The sequence below is a fragment of the Dyella sp. genome, assembly GCF_036568765.1.
Taxonomy (GTDB): Bacteria; Pseudomonadota; Gammaproteobacteria; order Xanthomonadales; family Rhodanobacteraceae; genus GSA-30.
The window spans coordinates 37599-63101 of record NZ_DATCRY010000204.1; the positions used below are offsets into that span (position 1 = coordinate 37599).

Consider the following 25503-nt stretch of genomic DNA (forward strand, 5'->3'; position numbering starts at 1 on the left):
CTCGGCACGACGGCAGCACCTGTCAAGCAGAAAAAGCTCCCCGCCCCATAAGGCAAGGGAGCTAAGAAAGGTGCGCGACTAATAACTTAGAATGATGCTGCTGTCTGGCCCGGTCGACACGCCGAATTTACACGGGAGCGAAATCGATTTGGGAGGATTCAATGTCCACGGCAAGCTATAACGGTCGACGAGGTTGGGGGCAAAGGCCTCCACCTTCGAAAACACGAACGGCGAACCCGACGGAAACTGGTTGCAGTTCCGTACATCACGCACCCTGAGGACACCGCCGTATATTTTCTGCATTTCGTAGACGGTGGCTTCCCTGCCAACCGCCTCCCCGGTACGTTTGTCTGTTGCGCGGACCGACCAGGTGTTTCCACTCTTCTTGGTAATGTCGCCGACGATGACATCGCCCTCGTTCACCTCGACAGGGCCCGAATAGTAGAGCTTGCCCTCGGACTGAACCCAGACTGTTAATTCCCATGCACCGGGATTCGGGAAACCCATTTCGTAGGAAAGCTCCGATCTCAAGACGGTAGCCGAGTTCGATGGGCCGATACCCTCCGCCTCAATCGAGTAATACACGCTCTGCGTATCTATATCGGCGGGCGCTTTTGGAACCACCCACTCGGCTTGGAACTTGCCAATAGGGTCCTTCAACGTGAGATGGGCATCTTCTATCGGACCGCTGTAATAAGCGGCCGCCGATGCTTTAATTTTTCCAGGGAAAAAAGCGCCGTTCGGCTCAACGCGCGCACCGTCGTAACGGTAATGCGGCTGCGTGCAGCGTGCCGCACCGGGCGCTGTGTCGTCCTGCACACGCTTCACACAGGACGGCGAAAAAAAGCCGACCGGCGTCACCAGGTAATCGAGCGGAACGCCTTGAGGTCGAAGCTCTGGCGCGATTTGAGCAACCGTCTTCAGAGTATGCGCAGCATCCGCAGCATTTGCTGCAAGCGCTGTACCGGCCGTGGTGAAAGCAGCTATCCCCATAAGAACAATAGGACGCTTCCACAGGAATTGCCGATGAACGGGTTCCATGATGGTCTCCTTTTCTTGGGTATCGGTTTGCATCGGGCCTCGGTGCATTGACCGAGGCCTGGATGACCATAGTGCACAGACCGACCGATAAGCGTGCGTTCCGAGCAGCTACCGGGTAAATGAGAAAGATCGCCATAGCATTTGCATCGCAAGCGATTCCTACGTCACCTGCATTTGCGATGTCGTTTTCGTCTGCCGGGGCTAAAGACGCCCCACAACATCAAGCAATGCCAGCCCTACTCCCTGCAGGAGCGACTTCAGGGAACCTCTTAAAAAAACCTGTCAATGACTTGGACACAGCGAGAACGGATCCTATCGTTGTGGGAGCGACTTCAGTCGCGACAAGGCATGCCTCACGGCAAGTTCGTGTCGAGACCTACGTCTCGCAGAAAATCAGTGACCGAGCAGTGCAAGCAACGCCGCCCTGGGCAGCTTGCCGGTCTCGTTACGCGGCAGAACATCGACGAGCCGCAAGGGGCGTGGCAGGAACACCGGGTCGATCGCCTGGCGCAATTGATCGAGGATGACGTGCTCGTCCATCCCCGGCGCAACCGCCAACGCAGCAATACGCCGCACGCCGATAGGATCGGCATCGTCCAGTTGCAGCACCACGCCGTCGCGCACCCCGGGAATAGCAAGCAGGCGGCGGGTCAGATCGCCCAGCGAAGCGCGCTTGCCGGCAATTTCCAGCATGTCCGCATGACGCCCGCGCAGGCGAAAGCGGCGGCCTCCGTCTTCCAGCGCGACAATGTCCGCCAAGGTCATCGGCACATCCAGTTGCGGTGCCTGCACCACGGTGCCATCGGGCTGCGGCTGCAGCTCGATCCCATCGTACAAAGCCCAGGCCTCGTCCAATGAAGCGCGGCGCGTGGCCAGCACGCAGGTTTCGGTCGAGCCGAAGACTTCACGCAAAGGCGCGCCAAAGCTGCGCTCGGCCGCGGTGGCCAGATCCGGCGGCATCGGCGCGGTCGCAGACACGATTGCCGCGAGCTCGGGCAGCACGACACCGGATTCCACAAGCGCGCGCAAATGCACCGGCGTCGTCACCAGGACGCGCGGTACGGGCACTTCGCTCAGTGCACGCGCCACATCCAGCGGAAAGAACGGCCGGCCCGCATGCACCGCGACGGCATCGAACAGCGGCAACAGGATCGACATTTCCAGGCCGTACATATGCTGCGGCGGCACAGTGGCGACGACGGTGAAGCGTGCACCGACCTGTTCACGATACATACGCAGGTTGCCACCGGTGCTGGCACTGAATTGTGCCCAGGTCTTTGCATTGGCCTTGGGCATCCCGGTGGAGCCGGAGGTGTAATTTATCGCTACGATCTGGGCCGCGGGTATCGCTGGCACGTCCCAGGCCGCCGAAGTCGAACCATCGAGCGAGGGCAAACGAAGATATCCTTCCGGTGCCGGATCGAGCGCCTGCTCGCCAAGCGCGTAGCACCCCGGATGCGCGGCCATCGCATCGTCCACCGCCTGCGGCGCACGGGAAGACGGCAGCAAGTTGATCTGTCCGCGCAACACCAGTGCACAGAACGCCACCAGGAATGCGTAGCGGTCTTCGCACAAATTCACGGCGGCCGGCGCGGTCGGCAACAGCGCTGCCAGCTTACGCACATCGGCGAGAAAGCGCGCCGCACTTATCGCGACGCCATCGCGCCAGGCTATCGTGTGCGCAGCATCGTCAACGGCCAGCAACGGCAAAGACTGCGCCGGCGGCTTGGGCGAAAGCGAAGCGTCGTTGACGATGGACAAGCGTGGCTCCCTTGAGTGCCGATGCGTCGCACCGGCAGGCATCTGCGAAGCCCTACCCTCGGCATGGCTACCGATGCGCTTCCACACGAAGCGCCGGCTGGCTGTCGCGACAGATCTTACGGACGAATGATACAGCCCGTGAGGGCGTCGCGAATAACTGTCGGCGAGGCCAGACCGCCCACCGGCGCATCCAGTACCGCATCGAGCGCGTCACCGAAATACGCCGTGACGGCAGCAGACGAACGCGCTGGCGGCTCGCCGTGCGGATTGGCGCTGGTCGATACCAGCGGACCGCCGAACGCACGACACAACGCGGCGGCCGGCTCGTGCGCGGTCACCCGCAGAGCAATGCCGGTATGACCGCCGGTCACCCAGGCTGGTACGTCGGGACTGCGCGGAAAGATCCAGGTATTCGGGCCCGGCCATGTGGCGCGGATGCGATCGAGGGTGTCTTCCGGCACCTCGGCGTGGTCGATATAGCGCGCCACCTGCTGGAAACTCGCCCCGATCAGCAGCACGCCCTGGGTCGGCGGTCGCTGCTTGAGCGCAAACAACCGCTCGAAGGCCTCGCGGTTATGCGGATCGCAACCGAGGCCATAAACCGCCTCGGTCGGGTAAGCCAGCACGCCGCCGCGACGCAGCAACTCAGCGGCTGCGTCCACGTCGGCGAGGGTGAAGTGCGTCGTCACGCCTTGCTCCGCGCCGCGCTCTTCTTCGCGGCGGCCTTCTTTGCGGGGGTTTTCTTGGCCGCAGTTTTCTTGGTGGCCGCGGCCTTCTTGGTTGCCGTCTTGGCTGCGGTTTTCTTCGGCGCCGCGGCCTTCTTGACCGCTGTCTTCTTCGCGGCAGGCGCGGCTTTCTTCGCCGCCTTCTTGGCCGCGCCGCGTCCCTTCTTCACCGGCGCGGCAGCCAGCAGTTCCAGGCACTGCGCCTCGGTCAGCTCCTTGGGCTCCTGGTCCTTCGGAATGCGCGCGTTCTTTTCGCCATCGGTGATGTACGGCCCATAACGACCGTTGAGTACCTGCACGCCGTTGCCGAAATCCTTGATGACGCGGTTCGCCAGCATTTCCAGCTTTTCGCTGACGATCTGCAACGCACGCGGCAGCTCGATGGTATAGGGATCGTCCTCGGCTTTCAGCGAGGCGTAGGTGCCGCCCTGCTTCACGAACGGCCCGAAGCGGCCGATGCCGACGCTGACTTCATCGCCGTTCTCGGCCTGGCCGAGCTTGCGCGGCAGCTTGAACAACTCCAGCGCCTCATCCAGCGAAATCGTGTGCATGCTCTGGCCAGGACGCAAGCTGGCGAATTGCAGCTTCTCGTCGGTGTCCTTGTCGCCGATCTGCGCATACGGTCCGTAGCGGCCCAGACGCACCGACACCGGCTTGCCGGTCTTCGGATCGCTGCCCAGCTCACGCGCACCGGTGGCCTCGCTGCGATCGACCGATTCCGTCTTTTCGTCGACTTGCTGCTTGAACGGCTGCCAGAAACGCTCCATCAGCGGCACCCAGGCTTCCTCGCCGCGGCTGACCGCGTCGAGTTCGTCTTCCAGGCGCGCGGTGAATGCGTAATCGACGTATTGGGTGAAATGCTGGGCCAGGAACTTGCCTACCGCCCGCCCGACGTCCGTCGGACGGAAACGACGGCTGTCCAGGAATACGTATTCACGATTGAGCAGCACCTGGATGATGCTGGCGTAGGTCGACGGGCGGCCGATGCCGTATTCCTCGAGCGCCTTGACCAGGCTGGCTTCGGAGTAGCGCGGCGGCGGCTCGGTGAAATGCTGATCGGCGAGAATGTCGTTCAATGCCACCTGCTCGCCCACCTTCAACCGGGGCAGGCGACGGCCTTCATCCTCGTCCTCGGCATTCTTCTGATCGCGGCCTTCTTCGTAGACGGCAAGAAAGCCCGGATCGACGACGGTGGTGCCGGTCGCGCGGAATGCCGCATCCTTGCCGGCGACATTGGCCAGGGCGAAATCCACCGACACCGTATTCAGAGTGGCATGGATCATCTGGCAGGCCACGGTGCGCTTCCAGATCAGCTCGTAAAGCTTGCGCTGATCGTCGTTGAGGAACGAGGCCACCTCGCGCGGCGTACGCAGCGCCGACGTCGGGCGAATCGCCTCATGTGCTTCCTGCGCGTTCTTGGACTTGGTGCGGTACACCTGTGGGCCGTCCGGCAGCGCCTTGTCGCCGAAATCGCGCGCGATCAGCTGCCGCAGCTCGCCGACGGCATCGTCGGACAAGGCGGTCGAGTCGGTACGCATGTAGGTGATCAGGCCCACATTGCCTTCGCTGCCGATCGACACGCCTTCGTACAGCCCCTGCGCGATCTTCATCGTGCGGCTGGTGGAAAAACCGAGTTTGCGCGCGGCCTCCTGCTGCAGCGTGGAAGTGGTGAACGGCGGCGCGGGCCGGCGCTTGCGCTCCTTCGAACCGATGTCGCTGACCGTCAGGCGACCGGCGGCGGCCTGCTTGAGCGCATCGCGCGCAGCCAGCGCATCGCGTTCGTTGGTAAGGTCGAACTGCTCGAACTTCTTGCCGTACAGCTTGGTCAGCCTGGCGTTGAAATCGCCGTCCGGATGACGCAGCGCCGCTTCGACCGTCCAGTACTCGCGCGGCACGAAGGCTTCGATTTCCTCCTCGCGTTCGACGATCATGCGAAGCGCCGGGCTTTGCACGCGTCCGGCAGATAAACCGCGCTGCACCTTGCGCCACAGCACCGGCGAAAGATTGAAGCCGACCAGGTAGTCCAGCGCGCGGCGCGCCTGCTGGGCATCGACAAGGTCATGCGAGAGTCGGCGCGGTTGCGCCACGGCAGCTTTGATCGCCTTGGGCGTGATTTCGGAGAACACGACGCGATGCAGCTGTTTGCCGTCGGTCAGGCCGCGCTCCTTGAGGATCTCGCTGATATGCCAGGAGATCGCCTCGCCTTCGCGATCCAAGTCGGTCGCCAGATAGATGTCGTCGGCCACCCGCGCCGCCTTGGCGATGGCATCGACGTGTTTTTCGTTACGCTCGATCACCTCGTAGGCCATGGCGAAACCGTGATCGGTGTCGACCGCGCCTTCCTTGGGCTTCAGGTCGCGCACGTGGCCATAGGACGCCAGAACCTGGAAGTCCTTGCCAAGGTATTTGTTGATCGTCTTGGCCTTGGCGGGCGACTCGACGATAAGCAGGTTTTTCGCCATGAAACGGTATTTCCGCAAAACGGGCCACCGCCGTCGCGGACGGCGGGCTTCTTTATTTAGTCAGACCACGCCGACTCGACGGCTGTCAAGCTGGATCGTGTGAAACCCCGGCAGGCGGTCACAATCGGCCTCATGCCGGCAGCCGCTGGAAACGGTTCCCGGCCAGGCTTTCAACGACGCCTTCCAGTTCGAGCAGAAGCAGCATGGACGTCAGCTCGCCGACGCCGCAGCCTGTACGGTCGATCAGGTCGTCCATACCCACCGGAGCGTGCCCCAGGGCCGCAAGCAACCGCGCGCGGGCCGGATCGTCCGGGGCACGGTCGGCAACGGCCGAGGCAGGCGCGGTGGCTGCATCCTGGTGCAATCGCTGGGAAAGCTCCAGGCCCAACGCCCGGGCGGCGGGGGTGAGGATCTGGACGATCTCGTCCGGGTCCTCCACCAGCCGGGCGCCGTCGCGGATCAGCTTGTTGCAGCCGCGGGCACGGGGATTATGAATGGAACCGGGCACGGCGAATACCTCCCGCCCCTGTTCGGCCGCCAGCCGGGCGGTAATCAACGAACCTGAACAGAGGTCCGCCTCGACCACCAGGGTGCCCAAGGACAGTCCCGACAGGATGCGATTGCGCTGGGGAAAGTGCGCGGCGCGTGCGGGTGTCCCCAGCGGGAACTCGCTGACCACGGCGCCATGGCTCGCTACACGGCGCGCCAGCCCGGCATGCTTGCGCGGATAGACCAGATCCAGCCCGGTGCCTACGACGGCCACTGTAGGCAGTCCCGCGTCCAGGGCTGCCGCATGGGCGGCGCCGTCGATGCCATCGGCCAGACCGCTGGTAACGACGAAGCCTGCCTGCCCAAGGGCTCGGGCGAAACGGGCCGCCACCGCGCGTGCCGCGCCGTCGGCCGCGCGGGCGCCGACGATCGCCACCTGAGGGCACAGCAGCCAGTCGGCCCGGCCCTCGACGAACAAAGCCGCCGGAGGGCGATCGATATGCGTCAGCCATGGCGGAAAATCCGCTTCGTTGCAGCGCAGAAGGGTACGCCCGGGCTCCGCCAGCCAGGCGCGGTCGGCCGCCAGCCGCGCCAGGTCGGGGCGCCGTAGCCATGCCAGTGCGGCGGCGCCCAGAAGATCGCAATGCCGCGCGCGTTCCAGTGCCGCCCGAATATCCCAATCGTGCGTGGCCAGCAGGTCGTGCAAGCTTGCCCGGCCCATCCCCGGGGCACGCAACAGCACCAGCCATGCGCCCAACTCGTCCATGTCGTTTGCGCTATTCATGCCCGCAGTCTACGAGCGGCCCTAAACGACGACGGCGCGGAATGACCGCGCCGTCGTGTAGGAACTTTCTTAAAGCGATTACTCAGGCATTCTGAGGTTGTCGCGGATATGCACCGGGCGGATGCCATCCATGATCAGGCCGTAACTGACCCGATCGAACGTACGGAACACCATGACGTGGCCGACAAATTCTTCCGGCAGGTCCACGCGATGACCTGTGCCGCGGTCCCAACTGTCGCTGCGCACGTCGTCGGCGATCGTCTCGCCCGGTTCGAAAATCGAGAAGGTCTGGCCGTTTTCCACGCCGTCCTTCGCGCCGATCGACAATGCGATCACCTGAGTCGGTCCGGCCGCATCCAGCGCATCGGCGCCGGAGAAGGCCAGCACATGGGCATTCTGCGGCACCGACTTGGGCGCATGGGGGTAGTAGTAGGCGTCGTAAGGCTTGTCGTCGACCGGCATCAGGCGATCGCCCTTGCGGATTTCCTGAGTGGAATTGAGCAGCAGCACGGTGTCGGCGTCATGGCCCTTGCGCAGCACCTCGACCTCGCCGATCACGGTCACTTCCACGCCCAGGTCCTTACCGCGACCGTAGTGGCCGTCGTTACGGAAATCTTCGTGCCACGGGCCCTTGAACATGCTCACGTCGCTATCGAGCACGTGGCTGACCAGATCGTCGTCGTTGTTGGCGACTTTCTTGTCCGAGCCGAAATCGCGATAGACATGGGTCGGACGCACCACGGCCCAGTGCTGGCCCGGCTCGCTGTTGAGCTTGCGCACGTAGATGTTCTGGCCGACCGTACCGCGCAGCCGGGCTTCCTCGAAGCCGACCACATACGGCGCGTCGTTGACGGCATTGGAATCCATCACGCGCATGTCTTTCAGGAAGGTCTGCAACTGCGACAGCGGGATCGCCGGCACCGCTTCTTCCTCGGTACGCACGCGCGGCTGCAGGCTCAGGCGCGGACCGTTGTTCATGAAGGAAAGGTTGAGCACGTCGCCCGGGTAGATCAGGTGCGGGTTCTGCACTTGCGGGTTGGCCTGCCAGATTTCCGGCCACAGCCAGGGCTTGGAAAGGAAGCGGGCGGAAATCGACCAGAGCGTGTCGCCGCGGCGCACCGTGTAGGTGTCCGGGTGATCGGCACGAAGCTGGGCCCCAGCGGCATAGACGGCTACGGTGACCAGCATGCCGGCCAGCAGCCCAATGGACTTTCTGATCATCCCCCAACCCCCTGCATTTTTGCGCGAGTGTAACCGAACGAACTGCGGCCGCAACTGGAGCCAGTTGGCAAAATAGCCTGCCAGACCGTGGGTTACGGGCTACAATGGGAGCCTATTCTCATGTTGCCACGGGCCGATGGAGACGCCCCGGGCATTGGCTTTCCCGGCCGCTGCCCGCATGTTGAGGCGACAAGGTGACTTTATGACGACGCTGACTATCCTTGAATTCCCCGACCCGCGCCTGCGCACCGTCGCCGCGCCGGTTACTGTCTTCGACGCCGAGCTGAAAGCGCTTGTCGCCGACATGTACGAAACCATGTACGCCGCCAACGGCGTCGGCCTGGCCGCCACTCAGGTGAACGTGCACAAGCGCGTCCTGGTGGCCGACATGAGCGACGAGCGCAACGAGCCGCTGGCGTTGATCAACCCGGAAATCCTCGAAAAAGACGGCGCCCAGGTCTATCAGGAGGGCTGCCTGTCCTTCCCCGGCATCTACGCCGACGTAACGCGCGCCCTGCGTGTGAAGGTCAAGGCCAACGACGTCGACGGCAAGGAAATCGTAGTCGAAGCCGAAGGCCCGCTGGCAGTGTGCATCCAGCACGAAATGGATCATCTGGCCGGCAAGGTGTTCGTCGACTACCTGTCGCCGCTGAAGCGCTCGATGCTGCTCAAGCGGATGGAAAAGCAGCGCAAGCAGGCAGCCAGCGCTTGAGCCGGCTGCCGTTGCGGATCGTTTTTGCCGGTACGCCGGAGTTCTCTGTTCCCTGCCTCGAAGCCTGCCGCGCCAGCGGCGCCGAGGTCGTGGCCGTCTACACCCAGCCGGATCGCCCGGCCGGCCGCGGCCGGAAGCTGACGCCCAGCCCGGTCAAAGCGGCCGCTGCCGCCGACGGCCTGCCGGTCGAACAGCCCGAATCGCTCAAATCCGCCGAGGTGCAGCAGACACTTGCCGCCTACCGTGCCGATTTGATGGTGGTCGTCGCCTACGGCTTGATCCTGCCGCGCAAGGTGCTCGCGTTGCCGCGACTTGGATGCTGGAACGTTCACGCCAGCCTGTTGCCGCGATGGCGCGGTGCCGCGCCGATCCAGCGCGCGATCCTGGCCGGCGATGCCGAAAGCGGTGTGGATCTGATGCAAATGGAAGCCGGCCTCGATACCGGTCCTGTGCTGCTCGAACGCCGCACGCCCATTGCGCCGCATGACACTGGCGGCAGCCTGCACGATCGCCTGTCGCAGCTCGGCGCCGACGTGCTGGCCGAAGGATTGCAGCGCGTGCTCGCTGGCGAAACCCTCGCCGCGCGCACGCAGTCGGAAGAAGGCGTCACCTACGCGCACAAGCTGGACAAATCCGAAGCGCAGCTCGATTTCGCCCGCCCGGCAACGGCGCTGGAGCGCCAAGTGCGCGCCTTCGATCCCTGGCCCGTCGCCGAAGGCAGCATCGCTGGCGAAGCTCTGCGCATCTGGGCTGCCGAAGCCATCGACATGCCTCATACAGGCACGCCCGGCAGCGTGCTCGCCGCGAGTCGCGAGGGCATCGATCTTGCCTGCGGCCAGGGTGTACTGCGCGTCACCGCCGTACAACGCGCGGGCGGCAAGCGCATTACCGCCGCCGATTACCTCAACGCGCGGCCCGAGCTGCGCGGCAGCCGATGAACGACGTACGCGCTTTCGCCGCCCAGGCGCTGGCCGATGTCGCCTTACGCGGCGCTTCGCTGCGCGACGTGATGGAGCGCCAGGCGCCGCGCCTGGCCGACCCGCGCGACCGCGCGTTGTTGATGGCTCTGGTCAGCGATGGCGCACGTTGGTGGCTGCGCTTCGATGCGGCAATCAATCATTTGCTCGAACGCCCGCTACGCGATAAGGAGCCGCGCATCCATGCCCTGCTGGTGCTCGGCCTGGTGCAGTTGGAAATCCTGCGCATGCCGGATTACGCCGCGGTTGCCGCTACCGTGCAGGCTGCACGCTCGCTGAAGCGCCCGCAATTGGCCGGATTGGTCAATGCGGTGCTGCGACGCTGGCAGCGCGAGCGCGAAAAGCATCTGGCCACACTCGATGCACAGCCGCGCACGCGACACGCACATCCGGGCTGGCTGGCCAAAGCCATCGCCAAGGATTGGCCGGCGCAAGCCGAAGCAGTGATGGCAGCCAATAACAACGAGCCGCCGCTGATGCTGCGCGCCAATGCACGCCGCGTCACGCGCGAAGCGCTGATCGAACAGATGCTGGCCGCCGACTACGAAGCGCATCCGCATCCTTGGTTGCGTGACGGCATCGTGCTGCCGCACAGCAGCGACGTCACGCGCATGCCCGGTTTCGCCCAGGGTCTGTTCGCCGTCCAGGACGGTGCCGCGCAGATCGCCGCCGACCTGCTCGATGCATGCGACGGACAGCGCGTCCTCGATGCCTGTGCCGCACCCGGCGGCAAAGCCTGCCATGTACTCGAACGCGCCAAGGTCGCGCTGACCGCGGTCGAATACGATCCGGCGCGCGCCGAGCGCATCCGGCAAAACCTCGATCGCCTGGGCCTGAACGCGAATCTGGTCATCGGCGATGCGGGCGATCCGGAAGGGTGGTGGGACGGTATGCCCTTCGACCGGATCATGATCGATGCCCCCTGCTCGGCCACCGGTGTGTTGCGCCGCCGTCCGGATGTGCGCCTCCATCGCCGCGACACCGATATCGCGGCCATGGCCGAACAGCAACAGCGCATCCTGGCCAGCCTCTGGCCGATGCTGGCGATCGGCGGACGGTTGGTTTACGTCACCTGCTCGCTGTTGCGCGCAGAAAACGAATCGGTCGTGCAGACCTGGCTGGCGGGGCAACCGGATGCGCATGTCGTGCCGTTCGAACTGCCCGTCGGCCAAGCGGCCGCCGTAGGCTGGCAGGTCCTGCCCGGCGATGGCGACCTGGACGGCATGTATTACGCCGTCCTCGAAAAGCGCTGATACCCCTTCATCTCACCGAGCCGTCATCCCGGCTCGAGGTCGCCTTTTGCGGGGTTCGCCGAGGCGACGTAGGAAGATTGCGCTTTTTCCGGAAGCCAACGCTAAGCCGCTCCTGCGATAATCAGGGCCTTACGAAGACCATAGGCTCCGCATGTCCGAATCCGCCGACCGCCGTCTCTTCTGGCTCATGCTGCTGTTCGCCTTCGTGGTGATCGGTGCGGGCATCGGCTTACGCGATCCCTGGCCCTCGGACGAGCCGCGTTTCACCCTGGTTGCCAAGCACATGGTCGAAAGCGGCGACTGGCTGTTTCCACATCGCGGCTCGGAGCTGTATTCGGACAAGCCGCCGATGCTGATGTGGCTGGAAGCGGCCAGCTATTCCCTGCTGCGCAGCTGGCGCGTCGCCTTCCTGCTGCCCTCGCTGCTGGCGGCGCTGGGTTGCGTACTGCTGGTCTACGACCTTGGGCGGCGCCTGTGGAACCGGCGCGTTGGCATCTACGCCGGCATGGCGCTGCTGATGTGTTTCCAGTTCGTCTTCCAGGTCAAGCGCGCGCAGATCGACCCTCTGGTGGTGTTTTTCATCACCGCCGGTAACTACGGCCTGCTGCGGCATACCTTGCTCGGCCCGAACTGGCGCATGTACTGGCTGGGCTGTTTCTGCGCAGGCCTGGGCGTGATCACCAAGGGTGTGGGCGTGCTCGCCCTGCTGATGCTGGTGCCCTACGCCATCGCCGCCCGCTGGCGCTGGCAAGGCCTGCCGGCCATGGGCAAAGGAACCTGGTGGCGCTGGCTGCTCGGCCTGCCGGCAGCCCTGCTCGCCATCGCACTGTGGCTGGTGCCGATGCTGCTGGTTGCGCATGCCCGTGGTGAGAGCAACCCGGCTTATCTCGCCTACGTCAACGACATCCTCTTCCGTCAGACCGCCGGTCGCTACGCCAACGCCTGGCACCACGTACATTCGCCGGTCTATTACATCCCGATCCTGCTATTCAGCTGGTTACCGTTGTCGCTGACGTATCCCGGCACGCTGCCACGCTGGTGGCGTGCGCTCAAAGCCAAGGATGCGCGCGTATTGCTGCCGCTGGGATGGATCGTACTGCTGCTGATTTTCTTCAGCGCCTCGCCAGGTAAGCGCGATGTGTACATCCTGCCGGCGGTACCGATGCTGGCGCTCATCACGGCGCCTTATCTGGAAGAACTGCTCGCCTCAACCTGGCTACGCCGGCTGGGCCTGGCTTTCATCGCACTGATGGGCGCGATCGTCCTGCTGCTTGGCGCCTATGCCCTGGCTGCGCATCCGAAGTTCGCGATCGACCTTTCCGTATCGCGCGGCTTCGACGAGCAGGGCGATGCGCTGTGGTGGATGTGTATCGCGATCGGCGCTTTGCAGCTGACGATGGCGGCGATTTTCCGCGTGCGGCGCGCTGCCTGGGCCGTCGTCGGGGGAATGACTGCGTTGTGGCTGGTATGGAGTCTTTGGGCCTATCCCTTGCTCAACGATTCCAGCTCCTCGGCCGGATTGATGCGCGAAGTGCGCGTGCACCTGGCGCCCCAGGACGAGCTGGGCCTGATCGACTGGACCGAGCAGAATCTGCTGATGCTGGAACGCCCCGCGACCGATTTCGGCTTCAGGCAACCCACGCGCAAGCAATACGCCGCCGGTGTGCAATGGCAGGCGCAGGCACCGACGACACGCTGGCTGTTTGCGCAAGACACGGCGTTGGGCGATTGCGTGCAACGCCAGAAGGCCATTGACCTGGGTCATGCCAATCGCCGCCAGTGGTGGCTGTTCAAGGCCGATGCCGTGGTGCCTGGCTGCGTTCCGACGAAGGACGACAACCTGGTGGTGGACCCGGACAATGCCGAACAGTAAGCGTTGCCAGCTGATCGCCCGCGACAATGGCGCCGGCCTCAGCCGCGACCTGCTGCGGCTGGCCGACGCTCTGCGCGCCACGGGTCATACGGTAGATGTCCTGGGCCTGCCGCATCGCGGCCGTTTCGCCGAATGGCTGACCCGCATGCGCCTGCACGGGAAGCCGCCGGCATTCGATGCGAACCTGATGCTTGAGCGCATTCGCCCGGAGTTCGTTTCCGCTGCGCGGCGCAATGTACTGCTGCCCAACCCGGAGTATTTCCGCCCAGAAGATCGCGCGGCTCTGCCTCTGATGGACGAGGTATGGGTCAAGACGCGACACGCCGAGCGCCTGTTCGGCGAACTGGGCGCCGATACGCGGTTCATCGGGTTCGACAGCGAGGATCGTCTGCTAGCTGACATACCGCGCAAGCACGCGTTCTTTCATGGCCCGGGACGCAGCGGCAACAAGGGTACGGCAGCACTGCTGCGACTATGGGCGAAACATCCGGAATGGCCTGCGTTAACAGTCGCATGGCGGCGCAAGCGCGTGGACATCGAAACTTTGCCTGCGAACGTGGTGCTGCTGCGCGAACATATCGACGATGCGAGCTACCGTCGCATGCAGAACGAGCATCGCTTTCATCTCTGTCCGTCGCAGACCGAGGGTTATGGGCACTACATCGCCGAAGCGATGAGTTGCGGCGCCGTAGTCGTTACGCTCGATGCCGAACCGATGAATGAATTGGTGACGGCGGAGCGCGGAGTGCTGGTGAAGGCGCATCCTTCGGGGATGCAGGATCTGGCGACGCTTTATGCGTTCGATGAGAGTGCGATGGAGACGGCGATCGCGCGGTGTGCGGCGATGAGCGAAGCCGACGCGACGACGCTTGGGCAAACCGCACGGCAATGGTTCGAGAGCAACCGGGCGGAGTTTCCTGGAAGGTTGGCGGTTGCGTGGGAGGCCTTTCCCCTCACCCCAACCCTCTCCCCCGGCTTCGCCGGGGGAGAGGGAGCCTGACCGAGGCAGACCTCAGTTTGCGCACTTGCGCGGGATTGCGCGCTCTGCCCAACTGTGTCGGGGGGAGAAGGGTCTGACTGAGGTAAGCCTCACTATCCACGCTTGCGTAGACCCGCTCCCTCTCTCCTGGCTATGCCGGGGGAGAGGGCTGGGGTGAGGGGGTGGCACCTACGGCAGCGAACTCGCCCACATGCCGATCCATCCCCAACTCGCACCGCACAATCTTCTGGTCTACCGTCGCCTTGAACAACCGATTGTTCGGCAGGCTCATGTCGTCCACATCCGGTTGCGCACGCGACGTATGCTCCAAATGCACCGCAAGCGCCGCCCACTTCAACTGCCGTCGCTTCACTCCGGCGTTACCCAGTCGCGCGGCAAGCTCGCGATCTTCCGCGCCATAGCCTTCCATGCGCTCGTCGAAACCATTGACGCGCAGCAGGTCCTCGCGCCAGAAACTCATATTGCAGCTCATCACGCGCCCACCGTTACGCCCGCGTGCCTTCCAGCGCGCCAGCGCCGGCTGATGAAACGCATACAGGCGGCGCATCCCATCGAACACGTGAAAATCCGCGCGTGACCAAGGTGCGAACACCGGCTTGCCGCCATCGAGCAAGCGATCGGTTTCTGCCTGCGTCGATTTGATCCGTCCGCCCTGCAGGAAATACCCACGCTCGGCCAGCATCAGGTGATCGGCGACAAAATCCCGATGCAGGATCATGTCGCCGTCGATCAGCACGATGTAATCGCCATGCGAAGCCACGAACCCGCGATTACGCGCCCGTGCCGCACGAAAGCCATGGTCTTCTTGCCACACATGCCGCAACGGCACCGGAAACGCTGCCGCAAAACTCGCTACCAGCTCGGTCGTTTCCGCGGTCGAACCGTCGTCGGCCACGACCACCTCGTCGGGCAGGCGGCTCTGCGTCGCTACGCTCTCCAGCACTCGCCGCAATGCGGCCGGCCAGTTATAAGTGAGAACGACCAGACTGACCTTCATGCCATTCATTTGTGCTTGCCGCGCGCGCCACGCGAAAGAATCGCTACCGCACGCTCCAATCGCTTCCACCACACAGCCGGACCGCGCAGCGCGATATCGGCATACATACAGGCTTCTTTCCAGGTTGGACGGCTGCGCGACTTGAATTCGTGCTTGGCCAGATCCAACGCGTGGATATCGAGCTGCATGCGTTGGGCGTAGTAGTTGATCAGGCAACGCGAACGGAACTGCGCCAGGAATTCGCGCGCTTTTTTCTGATCGTGCCACCAGCCGTTGCGACCGTGAATGCGATAGTCCACCTGGCCGGTCGGCAGAAAGTATTTTTTGGCACCAAGCACACTGGCACCGAATACCAGGCAGTTGTCCGCCGAAATACGCCACTGCGCGACAAACTCAGGCGGCAGATCGAGCACACGCTCCGCCAAGCGCCGACGCAACGCCAACGCCGAGGTCGGCGCGCCGTACCAATGCGCTCGCACCCAGGTACCGAGCACGGTATAGCCCAGGTCCGTCGCATCGTCCGCGTAGCCTTGGCGACCCGATTCATTGCCGATCAATTGCACATCGGAAAACACGAAATCGATATCCGCACGCGCGTCGAACACTTCACCCAACGTGTGCAGATAATCCGCGCCCCAGCGATCGTCGGCGTCGAGAAAACACACCACCTCGCCCTTCGCCTGAGCCAAGCCGCGCTGGAAAGCAGTGAGCTGCCCGCCGTTAGGCCCCGTCACCAGCCTCACCCGCGCATCGCTACCGTAGCGCTCGCGCAACAGGTCGGCCGAGCCATCGGTGGAGCCGTCGTCCACTACGATCACTTCAAGGGGCTCCCGACTTTGCGCCAGCGCGCTATCCACCGCCTCGATCACGAAGTCGCGATAGTTGTAATTGGTGACCACCACCGAGAACGCCGGTGCGCTCATGTCACTGGCCCAGCAAGCGACGGAAGTACGCGATGGTCTCGCGCAAGCCGTCGTCGATATGCACCTTCGGCTCCCAGCCGAGCTTTTCCTTGGCCAGCGCGATATCCGGTTGGCGTTGACGCGGATCGTCCTGCGGCAACGGTTTGAAGATCAGTCTGGATGTGCCGCCGACCATCGTAATGACCTTCTCGGCCAGTTCGCGGATGGTGTGCTCGTGCGGGTTGCCGATGTTTACCGGACCGGTGAAATCCGGGCCGGTATCCATCGTGCGCACCATCGCCTCGATCAGGTCGTCGACGTAGCAGAAGCTGCGCGTCTGCTGACCATCGCCGTAAATGGTGATGTCCTCGCCCTTGAGCGCCTGCACGATGAAGTTGCTCACCACGCGGCCGTCGTTGGGATGCATGCGCGGGCCGTAGGTGTTGAAGATGCGTACGACCTTGATCTCCAGCGCATGCTGCCGGTAGTAATCGAAGAACAGCGTTTCGGCGCAGCGCTTGCCTTCGTCATAGCAGCTGCGGATGCCGATCGGGTTGACCCGACCCCAGTACTCCTCGCGCTGCGGGTGCACTTCAGGATCGCCATAGACCTCGCTGGTCGAGGCCTGCAGGATGCGTGCGCGCAACCGCTTGGCCAGGCCAAGCATGTTGATCGCACCATGCACGCTGGTCTTGGTGGTCTGCACCGGATCGTGCTGGTAATGCACCGGCGAGGCCGGGCAAGCCAGGTTGTAGATGCGATCCACTTCCACGTACAGCGGGAAGGTGACGTCGTGGCGCATCAGCTCGAAGTAGCGGTGATCGAGCAAGTGGACGATATTCTGCTTGCTGCCGGTATAGAAATTGTCCACGCACAACACATCGTGGCCGTCGCGGATCAGCCGATCGCACAAATGCGAGCCGAGAAATCCCGCGCCGCCAGTCACCAACACTCTGCTCATTCACCGTCCCCGTTGCCGCGCTTGAGCGGCAGTAAGATCAACGGCTCATGATATCCGGCCGGCTCGCGGCGCGCTCGCGCATCGCCATACCGATCGCCAGGGAGAACGGCAGCCAGATCAGGATCCAGCCCGGACGAGGGCTGTCGAGCAGCTGCGGCATGTCGAATTGCAACACCACCGACGCATACACCCAGAGTCCCAGCAAGATCCGACCGCGCAGCTCCTGGCGATGACGCCAGCCCTGCCAGCCGACCATCAGCCACATCGCCACGGTCAGCGCCAGGCCAGGCAGGCCCAGCTCCAGCGTCACCTGGGTCAACAGGTTATGGCTGTGCGTATAGGCCGCGCCCGCCACCCATAAGGTAATCGGTGCGCCCTGCCCCAAGCCGAGCCAGGGGCGCTGGACGATCTGCTGCAGCGATTGCGACAGCAGCTCGGGACGCAGCGACATACCGCGCTCGGTCAACAGGTGCAGCGGCAGCGCAACTGCCAGGGCGACCAGCATCGCGGCCATCGCCCATGCCCAGCGGCGTATCGGAGTGGATTGCCACATCGGCGCCGTGACGACACAGGCGCCCAGCGCCAACCACACGCCGCGTGTATGCGTCAGCACGATAAAGAACAGCAGCAGTGCGATCGCCGTCCAGCGCAGCACGACCAGACGACGCGTCCGCAAGCGCAACTGCGAAAGCCAGATCGTTACCGCGCCCATCAAGGCAGCTGCATAGTTGGTCGCAGCGATGGTTCCCTCACCGGCAATGCGCCCCATGTCCGCCGGATCCGGGTGCACCAGAAAGGTCACGCAGTAATAGCCGGCGCACAGCGCCACGGCAATGCCACCGACGAACAGCAGCATGCTCATATAGTCTTCGCCATCGGCATCCCACAGCTGCCAGGCCAGTACGAAGGTCATCACGCTGAGCAGGCGCCCCAGTTCGTCGCCGGGGCGATGCAGGTGCGCCCATAGCAGCGACAAGGTGGCCCAGGCCAGCAACAGCAGGAATACTCGGAACAGCGGCAGCCGCCAGAGCTCGCGCCACAGCCGTCCGCGCTCGGCGAAGGCCAGGCACAGTGCCGGCAGGTACATCAGCACGATCAGGCTGCCCTGATAGGCCTTGCCGGGGTTGAACGACACACCGGCTGGCATGATTACCATGCCGAGCAACAGCCAGAGGATGCCCAGGCCGACCAGATATCGCCGACCCTCGCGCCGCACAAGCAATCGCCATGCTGCCGACGCCCGCCATGCTTGCGGCATCGTGCCTGGGCCGACCGCCACATCCATTAGCTCGCGTGGGCGTCCTTGGGGCGAAAGGGCTTGCTCACTCATTACCTACTCACTTGGTTCCGACCCTGGCATCCTGCTGTTCAGTATCCCATTGATCGCGGTTAATTGACGGAAAATACTGCGTGAGCTGACCTGAAAATCAGCCGACCGCGAAATTTTGCTGGGTAAAGCACTCTTTTAACGCACGAGATCACCATCGGGCCGACCGGCCGGCTAGAATTCACACTATGCCCACGCTTCCGCTGACCCTCGTCGTCATTACCCACAACGAGGCCGAAAACATTGCCCGTTGCCTGGACAGCGTGCCGTTCGCGGCCGAAAAGCTGGTGATCGACAGCGGCAGCGAGGACGACACCCTTGCCGTGGCGCAGGCGCATGGCGCCCGCGTGCTGCATCAGGATTGGCTTGGCTTCGGCCCGCAGCGCAACGCCGCCGCGACACATGCCAGCCATGACTGGATCCTGGCACTGGATGCCGACGAGTACCTCTCGCCGGCACTGGCCAACGAACTGGCCGAGCAATTGCCGGCGCTGATGGCAGGCGCCAGCCCCGCCATCGTCCTTCGACGCAGCACCATCTATATGGGCCGTCCCATGCGCTGGTATCGACCGGCGATGGGCGAAAAGATGGCCCGCATCTATCACCGTCAGCGCGCCCGCTGGGCCGACGTACGCGTGCACGAGTCGTTGCGTTACGAAGGCACGGCGCCGATCATGCGCGCGCCATTCAATCATGCGAACAACCCGACCCTGGCGCATAAGCAGCTAAAGGTGCTGCGCTACGCCGAGCTCAAATGCCTGGACTGGCTGGACAAGCGCAAGCCCGTGCGGATGTGGCAGGCACCGTTCGTCTTCTGGCTGGCCTTTATCAAGGATTACCTGTTCCGCCTGGCCTTCCTCGACGGCTGGCGCGGCTTCATGATCGCCCAGACGGCGGCCAGCTATGCGCTATACAAGCGCATGCGCTACTACGAAATGCGCAATAACCCCGATTCGGTGGCGCTCGCCCGTGTCGCCCTCACCCGCCACAAGATCGATCGCTGACCCATGCCCGATACCAAGAAGCACTACCTCCTCTATGGTTCGGAGCGCTATGCGCTGGCCATCCTGCGCCCGATCCAGGCCGCCATTCGCGCGCGCGGCCACGAGGCGGCATGGTTCTTCGACGGGCCCGGTGCCGAGGATCTGGTCGAAGGCGAACGCCTGCTGACGGTGGACGAAGTCCGCGCCTGGAAGCCGCTGGCGTGCATTACGTCGTCCAATCATTTGCCGCACTTCTTTCCGGGCGTCAAAGTGGAAACCTTCCACGGTTTCGATGCCGGAAAGCCACGGCATATCTACATCCGCGGATTCTTCGACCTGTATTGCACTACCGGCCCTCGCGACACCGCGCAGTTCCAGGCCTTGGCCGATCAGCTCGGCCATTTCAGCGTGATCGAGACCGGCTGGCCCAAGCTCGATCCCTTCATGAAGGAAATCGCCGGCCCCCTGCCGGCGGTACGCAAGCCACCGGTCATCCTTTATCACTCGACCTTTTCGCCGTCCTGGAGCGCTGCCGAGACCTTGTACGACGAGGTCAGGCGCCTGTCGCGCGACGGCCGCTGGCACTGGATCGTCACTTTCCATCCGAAGATGAATCCCGAGACGGTGGCGCGCTACAAGGCGCTGCAGAACGAATACCTCACTTTCGCCGAGAACGACAACATCCTGGAGCTGTTTCCCCAGGTCGACATGATGTGTTCGGATACCTCTTCGGCGCTCAGCGAATTCCTGCTCACCGGCAAACCGGTGGTCACCTTCAAGAATCGCCGCCCCGGACCGCAGTTGATCGATATCGACGACCCGTCCGCATTCGAACCGGCCATCGAGCGCGCGCTCGCACGTCCGCCGGAATTGATGCAGGCGATCGAAGACTTCGCCAATGCCATCCACCCGTATCGCGACGGACGCTCCAGCGAGCGCGTGCTCGATGCGATCGATACCTTCGTCGCGCGCGGCGGCCGCAATCGCAAGCGCAAGCCCGCCAATATGTGGCGCAAGCTCAAGCTGCGACGCCGCATCGGCTATTGGGGGCCGGCGCGGTACTGAACGGCAACCCAATCGGGTTCACGCGTTCCTGCACAGAACGACCATATAGCCGAACCCATCCCGAACAGCAGCATCGGATTCCGGTGCTAACTGACTGATCCGCCGATGCGCCGTATGCGCTTCGGTCCGCTTTGCGGGTATAACGCCTACCGCTGGGGTTAAAATCCCGTCATCTCCAGGAAGAGCACAAACGTGTCATCGAGCGCATACAGCCGTACCGAACACCTGCGAGCCCTGTGGCCCTGGCTGCCGTTATGGATAGTGATCGCACTGATTGCGATCTTTTCGCATGGCCCGATGCCGCTGTATTCCACCCGCACCTTGGCCGTGGCCTGGGAGATGTGGCAACAGCATCACTGGCTGGTGCCGCACATCAACGGTGCGCCTTACAGCGAGAAAGTACCGCTGTTGTTCTGGATGATCCACGCTGGCTGGTTCGTATTCGGCGTCAACGATATCTGGCCGCGCGTGCTCGAAGTGGCGTTCGGGGCCATACAGCTGATGCTGCTGGCTACGCTCGCTCGACGCCTGTTCCCGACCCGCGCCTGGGTCGCCAAGGCCGCGCCGTGGATGCTGATGGCCTTGAGCTATGCCTTCCTGTTCGGCCTGCAGATCATGTACGACGTGCTGCTTGCCGTCTGGGCATTGGCCGCTTTGCTCTGCCTGACTCCGAAGGTCGCACGCGAAGAACCGCGCTGGCTGCTGTTCGGTCTGTGCATCGGCCTGGGGTTGCTGACCAAGGGCCCGGTCATGCTGGTGCACGTGTTGTTCCCCTGGTTGCTCGGTCCGTTATGGAACGATTGGGCCGCCGCCAACCGCGGACGCTGGTACGGTCGCGGCGTGCTGGCCATGCTGGTCGGCTTTGCCATGTTGCTGGCCTGGGCTCTGCCGGCCGGTTTCAGCGGTGGCGACGCTTATCGCCAACGACTGTTCTTCACCCAGACGGCCGGGCGTGTGGTCAACGGCCTGCAGCATGCCGAACCGCTACAGAGTCACGCGCGGCCGTTCTGGTGGTACCTGCTGTGGATCCCGATCCTGACCTTTCCTTTGGCCGCTTGGCCCCGCGCCCTGATCGCGCTATCCATGCTGCGCAAGCCGCTGGAGCCGGGCTTGCGCTTCGCGCTGTGCTGGCTGGTACCGACCTTCATCGTGTTCTCGCTGATCAGCGGCAAGCAGTTGTACTACCCGCTGCCGGAGTTCGCCTGCGCCGCGTTGCTTGTCGCCGGCGCTATTGCGGTGCTGCGCGAAAAGCACCCCGAGCTGGCCACGAGTGCCTGGTTCGGCACCTGGATCCTTGGCATCGGTGGCATCGCCATCGCTGTGTTCCTGTTCGTACTTCCCGATCTGGTCGCCAGCAATCGCCTGCACGGCGAGTGGTTCGACGGTGCCGCCTCGCATAGCCGTGTCTTCAGCGTGGCCTTTGTCCTGCTCGGCGCCTTGCTGCTGCTGCGCGGCCGTGGCGAAACCCGACGATTGGCCGTGGCCGGTCTGGTCGGTACGCTCGCCCTGAACTCGCTGTTCACTCTCACCCTGTGGCACAAGTACGATCTGCATCCCACGGCAAGCTTGCTCGCCGCAGCCGATGCCGACCACCGCGCGATCGGCTATGTAGGCAACTACGAAGGCCAGTTCAACTTCGAAGCACGGCTGACCCAGCCAGTGCACGAGCTGGTGAACAACGAAGACATCCAGGCTTTTGCCGCCGCTCACCCGGACGGCCTGATCGTAGTACCGGTCAACACGCTCGACCCCAACGACAAGCGCTACCCACTTTTGGCTCAACCGTTCCGCTCCTCGTGGGTGGTGACGTGGCCTGCCAGCTCCCTGGCCGCCCTGCGTGCCGGCCGCATTCCGAGCGAGCCGCTGCAACCGACCAGGATCTACCAGGCCAGCGACTGGCGCAATCGCACCCTGCCGTGAACGCCGACTTGATCGCCAATCTGCGCGCGCAATGCGGCGGCCCGCGCGATGGCGCTTTGTTGCGATTTGCGCTGGGCAATGCGTTGCTCGGTGCCGGCGATGCTGCCGGCGCGATGGAAGAGCTTCAGCGCGCCGTCGACTTCGACAGCGGCTACACCGCCGCGTGGAAACTGCTGGGAAAAGCAGCGTTAGCGCTGGAAGACGAGGCAACTGCGCGCAGAGCGTGGGAGAAGGGAGTCGACGCCGCCATCAAACATGGCGACAAGCAAGCGGAAAAAGAAATGGGTGTGTTTCTTCGGCGGCTGGACAAGTCGCAGTAGCAACCGCCCTTATCCCTTGCCCCTTTTGCCGAAAGGCCGGAGTGACAGTGCACACCTCGATCCTCAATAAGGACTGGGCCGGTCGCTCCGCGTATACCGCTTGTAGTGCCATTGATACTGCGTAAACGCGAGCTCCACGCACTGCTCCACGCCGCGATTGAGCGCTGTGCACGCTGTCGCCAGATCCGCATCGGCCAGACCTTCGGGCGCCGGCACCAGATGGATACGAAACCCCTCGCCCCGCGGCAACCGCTCCGCAAACGCAAACAACACCGTCGCCCCAGTCCGCGCCGCCAGACGCGGCAACAACACCATCGTCTCGGCATCGCGGCCAAAGAACGGCGCCAATTGACCTTCGCCCTCGCGTGGCTTCTGGTCCGGCAAGATCCCGACTGTCCCGCCTGCGGCCAGTCGCTTGTACAGCGTACGCACGCCAGCGCCTTCCGCCCGCACCTGCTCCGGCGCCAGCGCACCGCGTGCCTTGCGCAGGAGCCCTTCCACTGCGGCGATGCGCGGCGGCCGATACAAGATCGCCATCGGCGTCTTGCGGCACAACCAGTAGTTGAGCAGTTCCCAGCAACCCAGATGCGGCGCGGCAATGATGACGCCCTTGCCCGCGGCCAGCGCTCGATCGAACAGCGCCTCGCCCTGCACCTCGCGCACCAGCGCCAACGCGCTCATCGCGTCGCTGCCCCAGATCTTGGCGATCTCCGTGACCGACTTGCCGCTCTCGATCATCACCTCGCGCAGCAATGCCGCCTGCTCCGCCGCATCTAATGACGGCCGTACGATGCGCAAGTTGGTCGCCGTATGCCGAACCGACCGAGCCTGCCGCCACAGCGACCATCTGCCGAGCCACGCCCCCATCGCGTGCAGGACACGCAACGGAAGAAGGCCGAACAGGCGCAGGAGCAGATAAAGGAGATAGATGTCAGGGCGCATCGGCTTCACGTAACGAGTCAGCCGCTGCGCGGCCTTCGAGGAATGAGGGGTAAGGGAAAGGCGTGATATTACGCGACAGGGCAAAATACCGGCTCTTCTTCCTAACTCCCGATAGGCCGCAGCGGCCGACCTTACCCCTAAGGCCCCATGATCTCCCTTATCCAACGCGTCCAATCCGCCCGCGTCGATGTCGAAGGGCGCACTGTCGGCGCCATCGGCGGCGGTCTGCTTGCCCTGGTGGCGGTTCAGCCCAACGACGGCGAAGCCCAGACCAAGCGCATGCTCGAACGGCTGCTCGGCTACCGGGTATTCGCCGACGACCAGGGCAAGATGAATCGCAGCCTGGCCGATACCGGCGGCGGCCTGCTGCTGGTCAGCCAGTTCACCCTGGCGGCCGATACCCGCTCGGGCATGCGCCCCAGCTTTACCAGCGCCGCCACGCCCGAACATGGCCGCCGCTGGTTCGACCGGCTGGTGGAACGGGCACGTGCCGCCCATCCAGGGGTGGAAATCGGTCAGTTCGGCGCCCATATGGAAGTACACCTGGTCAACGACGGACCGGTCACCTTCTGGCTCGAAGTGCCCTGATCGCGTCGCCTCCGGCCATCTCCCCGAGTTTCGAGAAATTCAGCCGCAAGCGCTTGTTTGGCGCGATTTTTGCGTGCTTAGCTCGGGCAATTTTTTCCTTGAAAACTGGTCAAAAAAGCGCCACATGGGTATACTGATCGGTTCCTGCATACGCGGCGGTAGGTATGAATAGCAAAGCTCCTGAGCAACAGTCCGAAATCAAAGCACTGATCTCCAAAGGTCTGGAGCAGGGCTATCTGACTTACGCCGAGATCAACGACCACCTGCCCGACGACGTTGTCGATCCCGAGCAGATCGAAGACATCATGGCGGTGCTCAAGGGCGTCGGTATCGAAGTGCACGACGCCGCCCCGGATTCCGACCCGCTGGCCGACACCGGCGGCGGCGGTACCGACGACGAAGCGGCAGCCGAAGAAGCCGTGGCCCTGCTGTCGGCCGTGGATGCCGAAGTGGGCCGCACTACCGACCCCGTCCGCATGTACATGCGCGAGATGGGTACGGTCGAGCTGCTGACCCGTGAAGGCGAAATCGCCATCGCCAAGCGTATCGAAGAAGGCCTGGGCCAGGTGCAGACCGCGCTGGCCAGCTTCCCGCTGACCATCCAGCTGCTGCTGGAAGAATACGACCAGCACCTGGACGGCAAGCGCCGCCTGAGCGAGATCCTGGCCGGCTTCGCCGACCTGGAAGAAGCCGCCGATGCCGCCCAGGCTGCCGCCGCCGAAGAACTCGGCGATGGCGACGTCGACGTCGAAGAGGACGAAGACGAAGAAGCGTCCGGCACCGATGAAGACGAAGGCCCGACCGGCCCGGATCCGGAAGAGGTCAAGCGCCGCATGGAACTGCTGCGCGACTACTACGGCAAGTTCCAGAAGGCCTCGGCCAAGACCACCGACATCGGCGACAAGAAGATCATCAAGCTGCGCGAGCAGATGGCCGAGGAATTCCTCAAGCTCAAGCTGCCTTCCGCGCTGATCGACAGCTTCGTGCGCAAGCTGCGCGAAGTGGTGGGCGACATCCGCCACCACGAGCGCGTGCTGATGGACATCTTCGTCAAGCAGGTGAAGATGCCCAAGGCCGAGTTCATCAAGACCTTCCCCAGCAACGAGGGCAACCTCGAGTGGGCGAACGAGCTGGGCCGCAAGCGCCAGAAGTGGTCGCCGAACATCAAGAACTACAAGGAAGCGATCGACGCCGAGCAGG

Annotated in this window: 22 protein-coding genes; 11 read left to right on the forward strand and 11 right to left on the reverse strand. The window is 63.7% G+C overall.

Going from position 1 to position 25503, the window contains the following annotated elements; all coding sequences use genetic code 11:
* Window positions 1–78 precede the first annotated feature (78 nt).
* The 6 genes from VIM98_RS14480 to VIM98_RS14505 all read right to left on the reverse strand — a co-directional run bounded on the left by VIM98_RS14480 (window position 79) and on the right by VIM98_RS14505 (window position 8483).
* Window positions 79–1074, reverse strand: coding sequence for a hypothetical protein (locus VIM98_RS14480; protein WP_331993812.1), 996 nt, complete (start codon window positions 1072–1074; stop codon window positions 79–81).
* Window positions 1075–1434: 360 nt separating this feature from the next.
* Complete coding sequence (locus VIM98_RS14485; protein WP_331993813.1) at window positions 1435–2802, reverse strand: AMP-binding protein; 1368 nt, start codon at window positions 2800–2802, stop codon at window positions 1435–1437.
* A 116-nt stretch (window positions 2803–2918) separates the two neighbouring features.
* A complete protein-coding gene (locus VIM98_RS14490) occupies window positions 2919–3491 on the reverse strand; it encodes an L-threonylcarbamoyladenylate synthase (RefSeq protein ID WP_331993814.1) in 573 nt (190 codons plus the stop codon).
* Window positions 3488–5989, reverse strand: a complete 2502-nt coding sequence (locus VIM98_RS14495; RefSeq protein ID WP_331993815.1) for a DNA topoisomerase I — start codon at window positions 5987–5989, stop codon at window positions 3488–3490. The genes VIM98_RS14490 and VIM98_RS14495 overlap by 4 nt, the downstream gene beginning before the upstream one ends.
* Window positions 5990–6119: 130 nt before the next feature.
* Window positions 6120–7262 (reverse strand): DNA-processing protein DprA, encoded by a 1143-nt coding sequence (dprA, locus tag VIM98_RS14500; protein ID WP_331993816.1) that lies wholly within the window; start codon window positions 7260–7262, stop codon window positions 6120–6122.
* 78 nt (window positions 7263–7340) lie between these two features.
* Window positions 7341–8483, reverse strand: coding sequence for a LysM peptidoglycan-binding domain-containing protein (locus VIM98_RS14505; RefSeq protein WP_331993817.1), 1143 nt, complete (start codon window positions 8481–8483; stop codon window positions 7341–7343).
* 202 nt (window positions 8484–8685) lie between these two features.
* On the opposite strand from VIM98_RS14505, the gene def reads away from it, so the two are divergent.
* The 5 genes from def to VIM98_RS14530 all read left to right on the forward strand — a co-directional run bounded on the left by def (window position 8686) and on the right by VIM98_RS14530 (window position 14298).
* Window positions 8686–9195, forward strand: a complete 510-nt coding sequence (gene def / locus VIM98_RS14510; RefSeq protein ID WP_331993818.1) for a peptide deformylase — start codon at window positions 8686–8688, stop codon at window positions 9193–9195.
* Window positions 9192–10133: a methionyl-tRNA formyltransferase gene (gene fmt / locus VIM98_RS14515; RefSeq protein ID WP_331993819.1), complete on the forward strand. Its 942-nt coding sequence runs from the start codon at window positions 9192–9194 to the stop codon at window positions 10131–10133. Before def ends, fmt begins: the two co-directional genes overlap by 4 nt.
* On the forward strand, window positions 10130–11425 hold the full coding sequence (rsmB, locus tag VIM98_RS14520; RefSeq protein WP_331993820.1) for a 16S rRNA (cytosine(967)-C(5))-methyltransferase RsmB: 1296 nt from the start codon (window positions 10130–10132) through the stop codon (window positions 11423–11425). Before fmt ends, rsmB begins: the two co-directional genes overlap by 4 nt.
* Before the next feature lie 151 nt (window positions 11426–11576).
* Window positions 11577–13298 carry a glycosyltransferase family 39 protein gene (locus VIM98_RS14525; protein WP_331993821.1) on the forward strand — a complete coding sequence of 574 codons (1722 nt, stop codon included), beginning with the start codon at window positions 11577–11579 and terminating at the stop codon, window positions 13296–13298.
* On the forward strand, window positions 13285–14298 hold the full coding sequence (locus VIM98_RS14530) for a glycosyltransferase (RefSeq protein ID WP_331993822.1): 1014 nt from the start codon (window positions 13285–13287) through the stop codon (window positions 14296–14298). Before VIM98_RS14525 ends, VIM98_RS14530 begins: the two co-directional genes overlap by 14 nt.
* A gap of 130 nt (window positions 14299–14428) precedes the next feature.
* Here the strand turns inward: VIM98_RS14530 and VIM98_RS14535 are convergent, their stop codons facing one another.
* Genes VIM98_RS14535 through VIM98_RS14550 form a run of 4 tightly spaced genes read right to left on the reverse strand, consistent with a single transcriptional unit; the run spans window position 14429 to window position 18488 of the window.
* Window positions 14429–15295 carry a glycosyltransferase family 2 protein gene (locus VIM98_RS14535; RefSeq protein ID WP_331993823.1) on the reverse strand — a complete coding sequence of 289 codons (867 nt, stop codon included), beginning with the start codon at window positions 15293–15295 and terminating at the stop codon, window positions 14429–14431.
* A 5-nt stretch (window positions 15296–15300) separates the two neighbouring features.
* On the reverse strand, window positions 15301–16218 hold the full coding sequence (locus tag VIM98_RS14540) for a glycosyltransferase family 2 protein (protein WP_331993824.1): 918 nt from the start codon (window positions 16216–16218) through the stop codon (window positions 15301–15303).
* A 1-nt stretch (window position 16219) separates the two neighbouring features.
* Entirely contained in the window at window positions 16220–17158 is a 939-nt protein-coding gene (locus VIM98_RS14545; RefSeq protein WP_331993825.1) for a UDP-glucuronic acid decarboxylase family protein, read from the reverse strand.
* A gap of 37 nt (window positions 17159–17195) precedes the next feature.
* Window positions 17196–18488, reverse strand: a complete 1293-nt coding sequence (locus VIM98_RS14550; RefSeq protein ID WP_331993826.1) for an O-antigen ligase family protein — start codon at window positions 18486–18488, stop codon at window positions 17196–17198.
* 185 nt (window positions 18489–18673) lie between these two features.
* On the opposite strand from VIM98_RS14550, the gene VIM98_RS14555 reads away from it, so the two are divergent.
* The 4 genes from VIM98_RS14555 (at window position 18674) to VIM98_RS14570 (ending at window position 22773) form a co-directional block, all read left to right on the forward strand.
* Window positions 18674–19489, forward strand: a complete 816-nt coding sequence (locus VIM98_RS14555; RefSeq protein WP_331993827.1) for a glycosyltransferase family 2 protein — start codon at window positions 18674–18676, stop codon at window positions 19487–19489.
* Window positions 19490–19492: 3 nt separating this feature from the next.
* On the forward strand, window positions 19493–20533 hold the full coding sequence (locus VIM98_RS14560) for a CDP-glycerol glycerophosphotransferase family protein (RefSeq protein WP_331993828.1): 1041 nt from the start codon (window positions 19493–19495) through the stop codon (window positions 20531–20533).
* A 192-nt stretch (window positions 20534–20725) separates the two neighbouring features.
* On the forward strand, window positions 20726–22453 hold the full coding sequence (locus tag VIM98_RS14565; RefSeq protein WP_331993829.1) for an ArnT family glycosyltransferase: 1728 nt from the start codon (window positions 20726–20728) through the stop codon (window positions 22451–22453).
* An 8-nt stretch (window positions 22454–22461) separates the two neighbouring features.
* Window positions 22462–22773 carry a hypothetical protein gene (locus tag VIM98_RS14570; protein WP_414650225.1) on the forward strand — a complete coding sequence of 104 codons (312 nt, stop codon included), beginning with the start codon at window positions 22462–22464 and terminating at the stop codon, window positions 22771–22773.
* Between the two features lie 63 nt (window positions 22774–22836).
* Here the strand turns inward: VIM98_RS14570 and VIM98_RS14575 are convergent, their stop codons facing one another.
* Window positions 22837–23889, reverse strand: coding sequence for a lipid A biosynthesis acyltransferase (locus VIM98_RS14575; RefSeq protein WP_331993831.1), 1053 nt, complete (start codon window positions 23887–23889; stop codon window positions 22837–22839).
* Between VIM98_RS14575 and dtd the strand changes: the two genes are divergently transcribed.
* Window positions 23863–24303, forward strand: coding sequence for a D-aminoacyl-tRNA deacylase (dtd, locus tag VIM98_RS14580; RefSeq protein ID WP_331993832.1), 441 nt, complete (start codon window positions 23863–23865; stop codon window positions 24301–24303). The two genes, VIM98_RS14575 and dtd, sit on opposite strands and share 27 nt — an antisense overlap.
* Window positions 24304–24467: 164 nt before the next feature.
* A partial coding sequence (locus VIM98_RS14585) for an RNA polymerase sigma factor region1.1 domain-containing protein (RefSeq protein WP_331993833.1) occupies window positions 24468–25503 on the forward strand: 1036 nt, incomplete at its 3' end.

What these genes read in the sequence shown, in the direction of transcription:
- VIM98_RS14545 (WP_331993825.1), bottom strand. Translation starts at nt 17,158, where the DNA reads ATGAGCAGAGTGTTGGTGACTGGCGGCGCGGGATTTCTCGGCTCGCAT.
- VIM98_RS14535 (WP_331993823.1), bottom strand. Translation starts at nt 15,295, where the DNA reads ATGAAGGTCAGTCTGGTCGTTCTCACTTATAACTGGCCGGCCGCATTG.
- VIM98_RS14480 (WP_331993812.1), bottom strand. Translation starts at nt 1,074, where the DNA reads ATGCAAACCGATACCCAAGAAAAGGAGACCATCATGGAACCCGTTCAT.
- dtd (WP_331993832.1), top strand. Translation starts at nt 23,863, where the DNA reads ATGATCTCCCTTATCCAACGCGTCCAATCCGCCCGCGTCGATGTCGAA.
- VIM98_RS14540 (WP_331993824.1), bottom strand. Translation starts at nt 16,218, where the DNA reads ATGAGCGCACCGGCGTTCTCGGTGGTGGTCACCAATTACAACTATCGC.
- VIM98_RS14505 (WP_331993817.1), bottom strand. Translation starts at nt 8,483, where the DNA reads ATGATCAGAAAGTCCATTGGGCTGCTGGCCGGCATGCTGGTCACCGTA.
- VIM98_RS14555 (WP_331993827.1), top strand. Translation starts at nt 18,674, where the DNA reads ATGCCCACGCTTCCGCTGACCCTCGTCGTCATTACCCACAACGAGGCC.
- VIM98_RS14525 (WP_331993821.1), top strand. Translation starts at nt 11,577, where the DNA reads ATGTCCGAATCCGCCGACCGCCGTCTCTTCTGGCTCATGCTGCTGTTC.
- dprA (WP_331993816.1), bottom strand. Translation starts at nt 7,262, where the DNA reads ATGAATAGCGCAAACGACATGGACGAGTTGGGCGCATGGCTGGTGCTG.
- rsmB (WP_331993820.1), top strand. Translation starts at nt 10,130, where the DNA reads ATGAACGACGTACGCGCTTTCGCCGCCCAGGCGCTGGCCGATGTCGCC.
- VIM98_RS14530 (WP_331993822.1), top strand. Translation starts at nt 13,285, where the DNA reads ATGCCGAACAGTAAGCGTTGCCAGCTGATCGCCCGCGACAATGGCGCC.
- VIM98_RS14560 (WP_331993828.1), top strand. Translation starts at nt 19,493, where the DNA reads ATGCCCGATACCAAGAAGCACTACCTCCTCTATGGTTCGGAGCGCTAT.
- VIM98_RS14495 (WP_331993815.1), bottom strand. Translation starts at nt 5,989, where the DNA reads ATGGCGAAAAACCTGCTTATCGTCGAGTCGCCCGCCAAGGCCAAGACG.
- def (WP_331993818.1), top strand. Translation starts at nt 8,686, where the DNA reads ATGACGACGCTGACTATCCTTGAATTCCCCGACCCGCGCCTGCGCACC.
- VIM98_RS14550 (WP_331993826.1), bottom strand. Translation starts at nt 18,488, where the DNA reads ATGAGTGAGCAAGCCCTTTCGCCCCAAGGACGCCCACGCGAGCTAATG.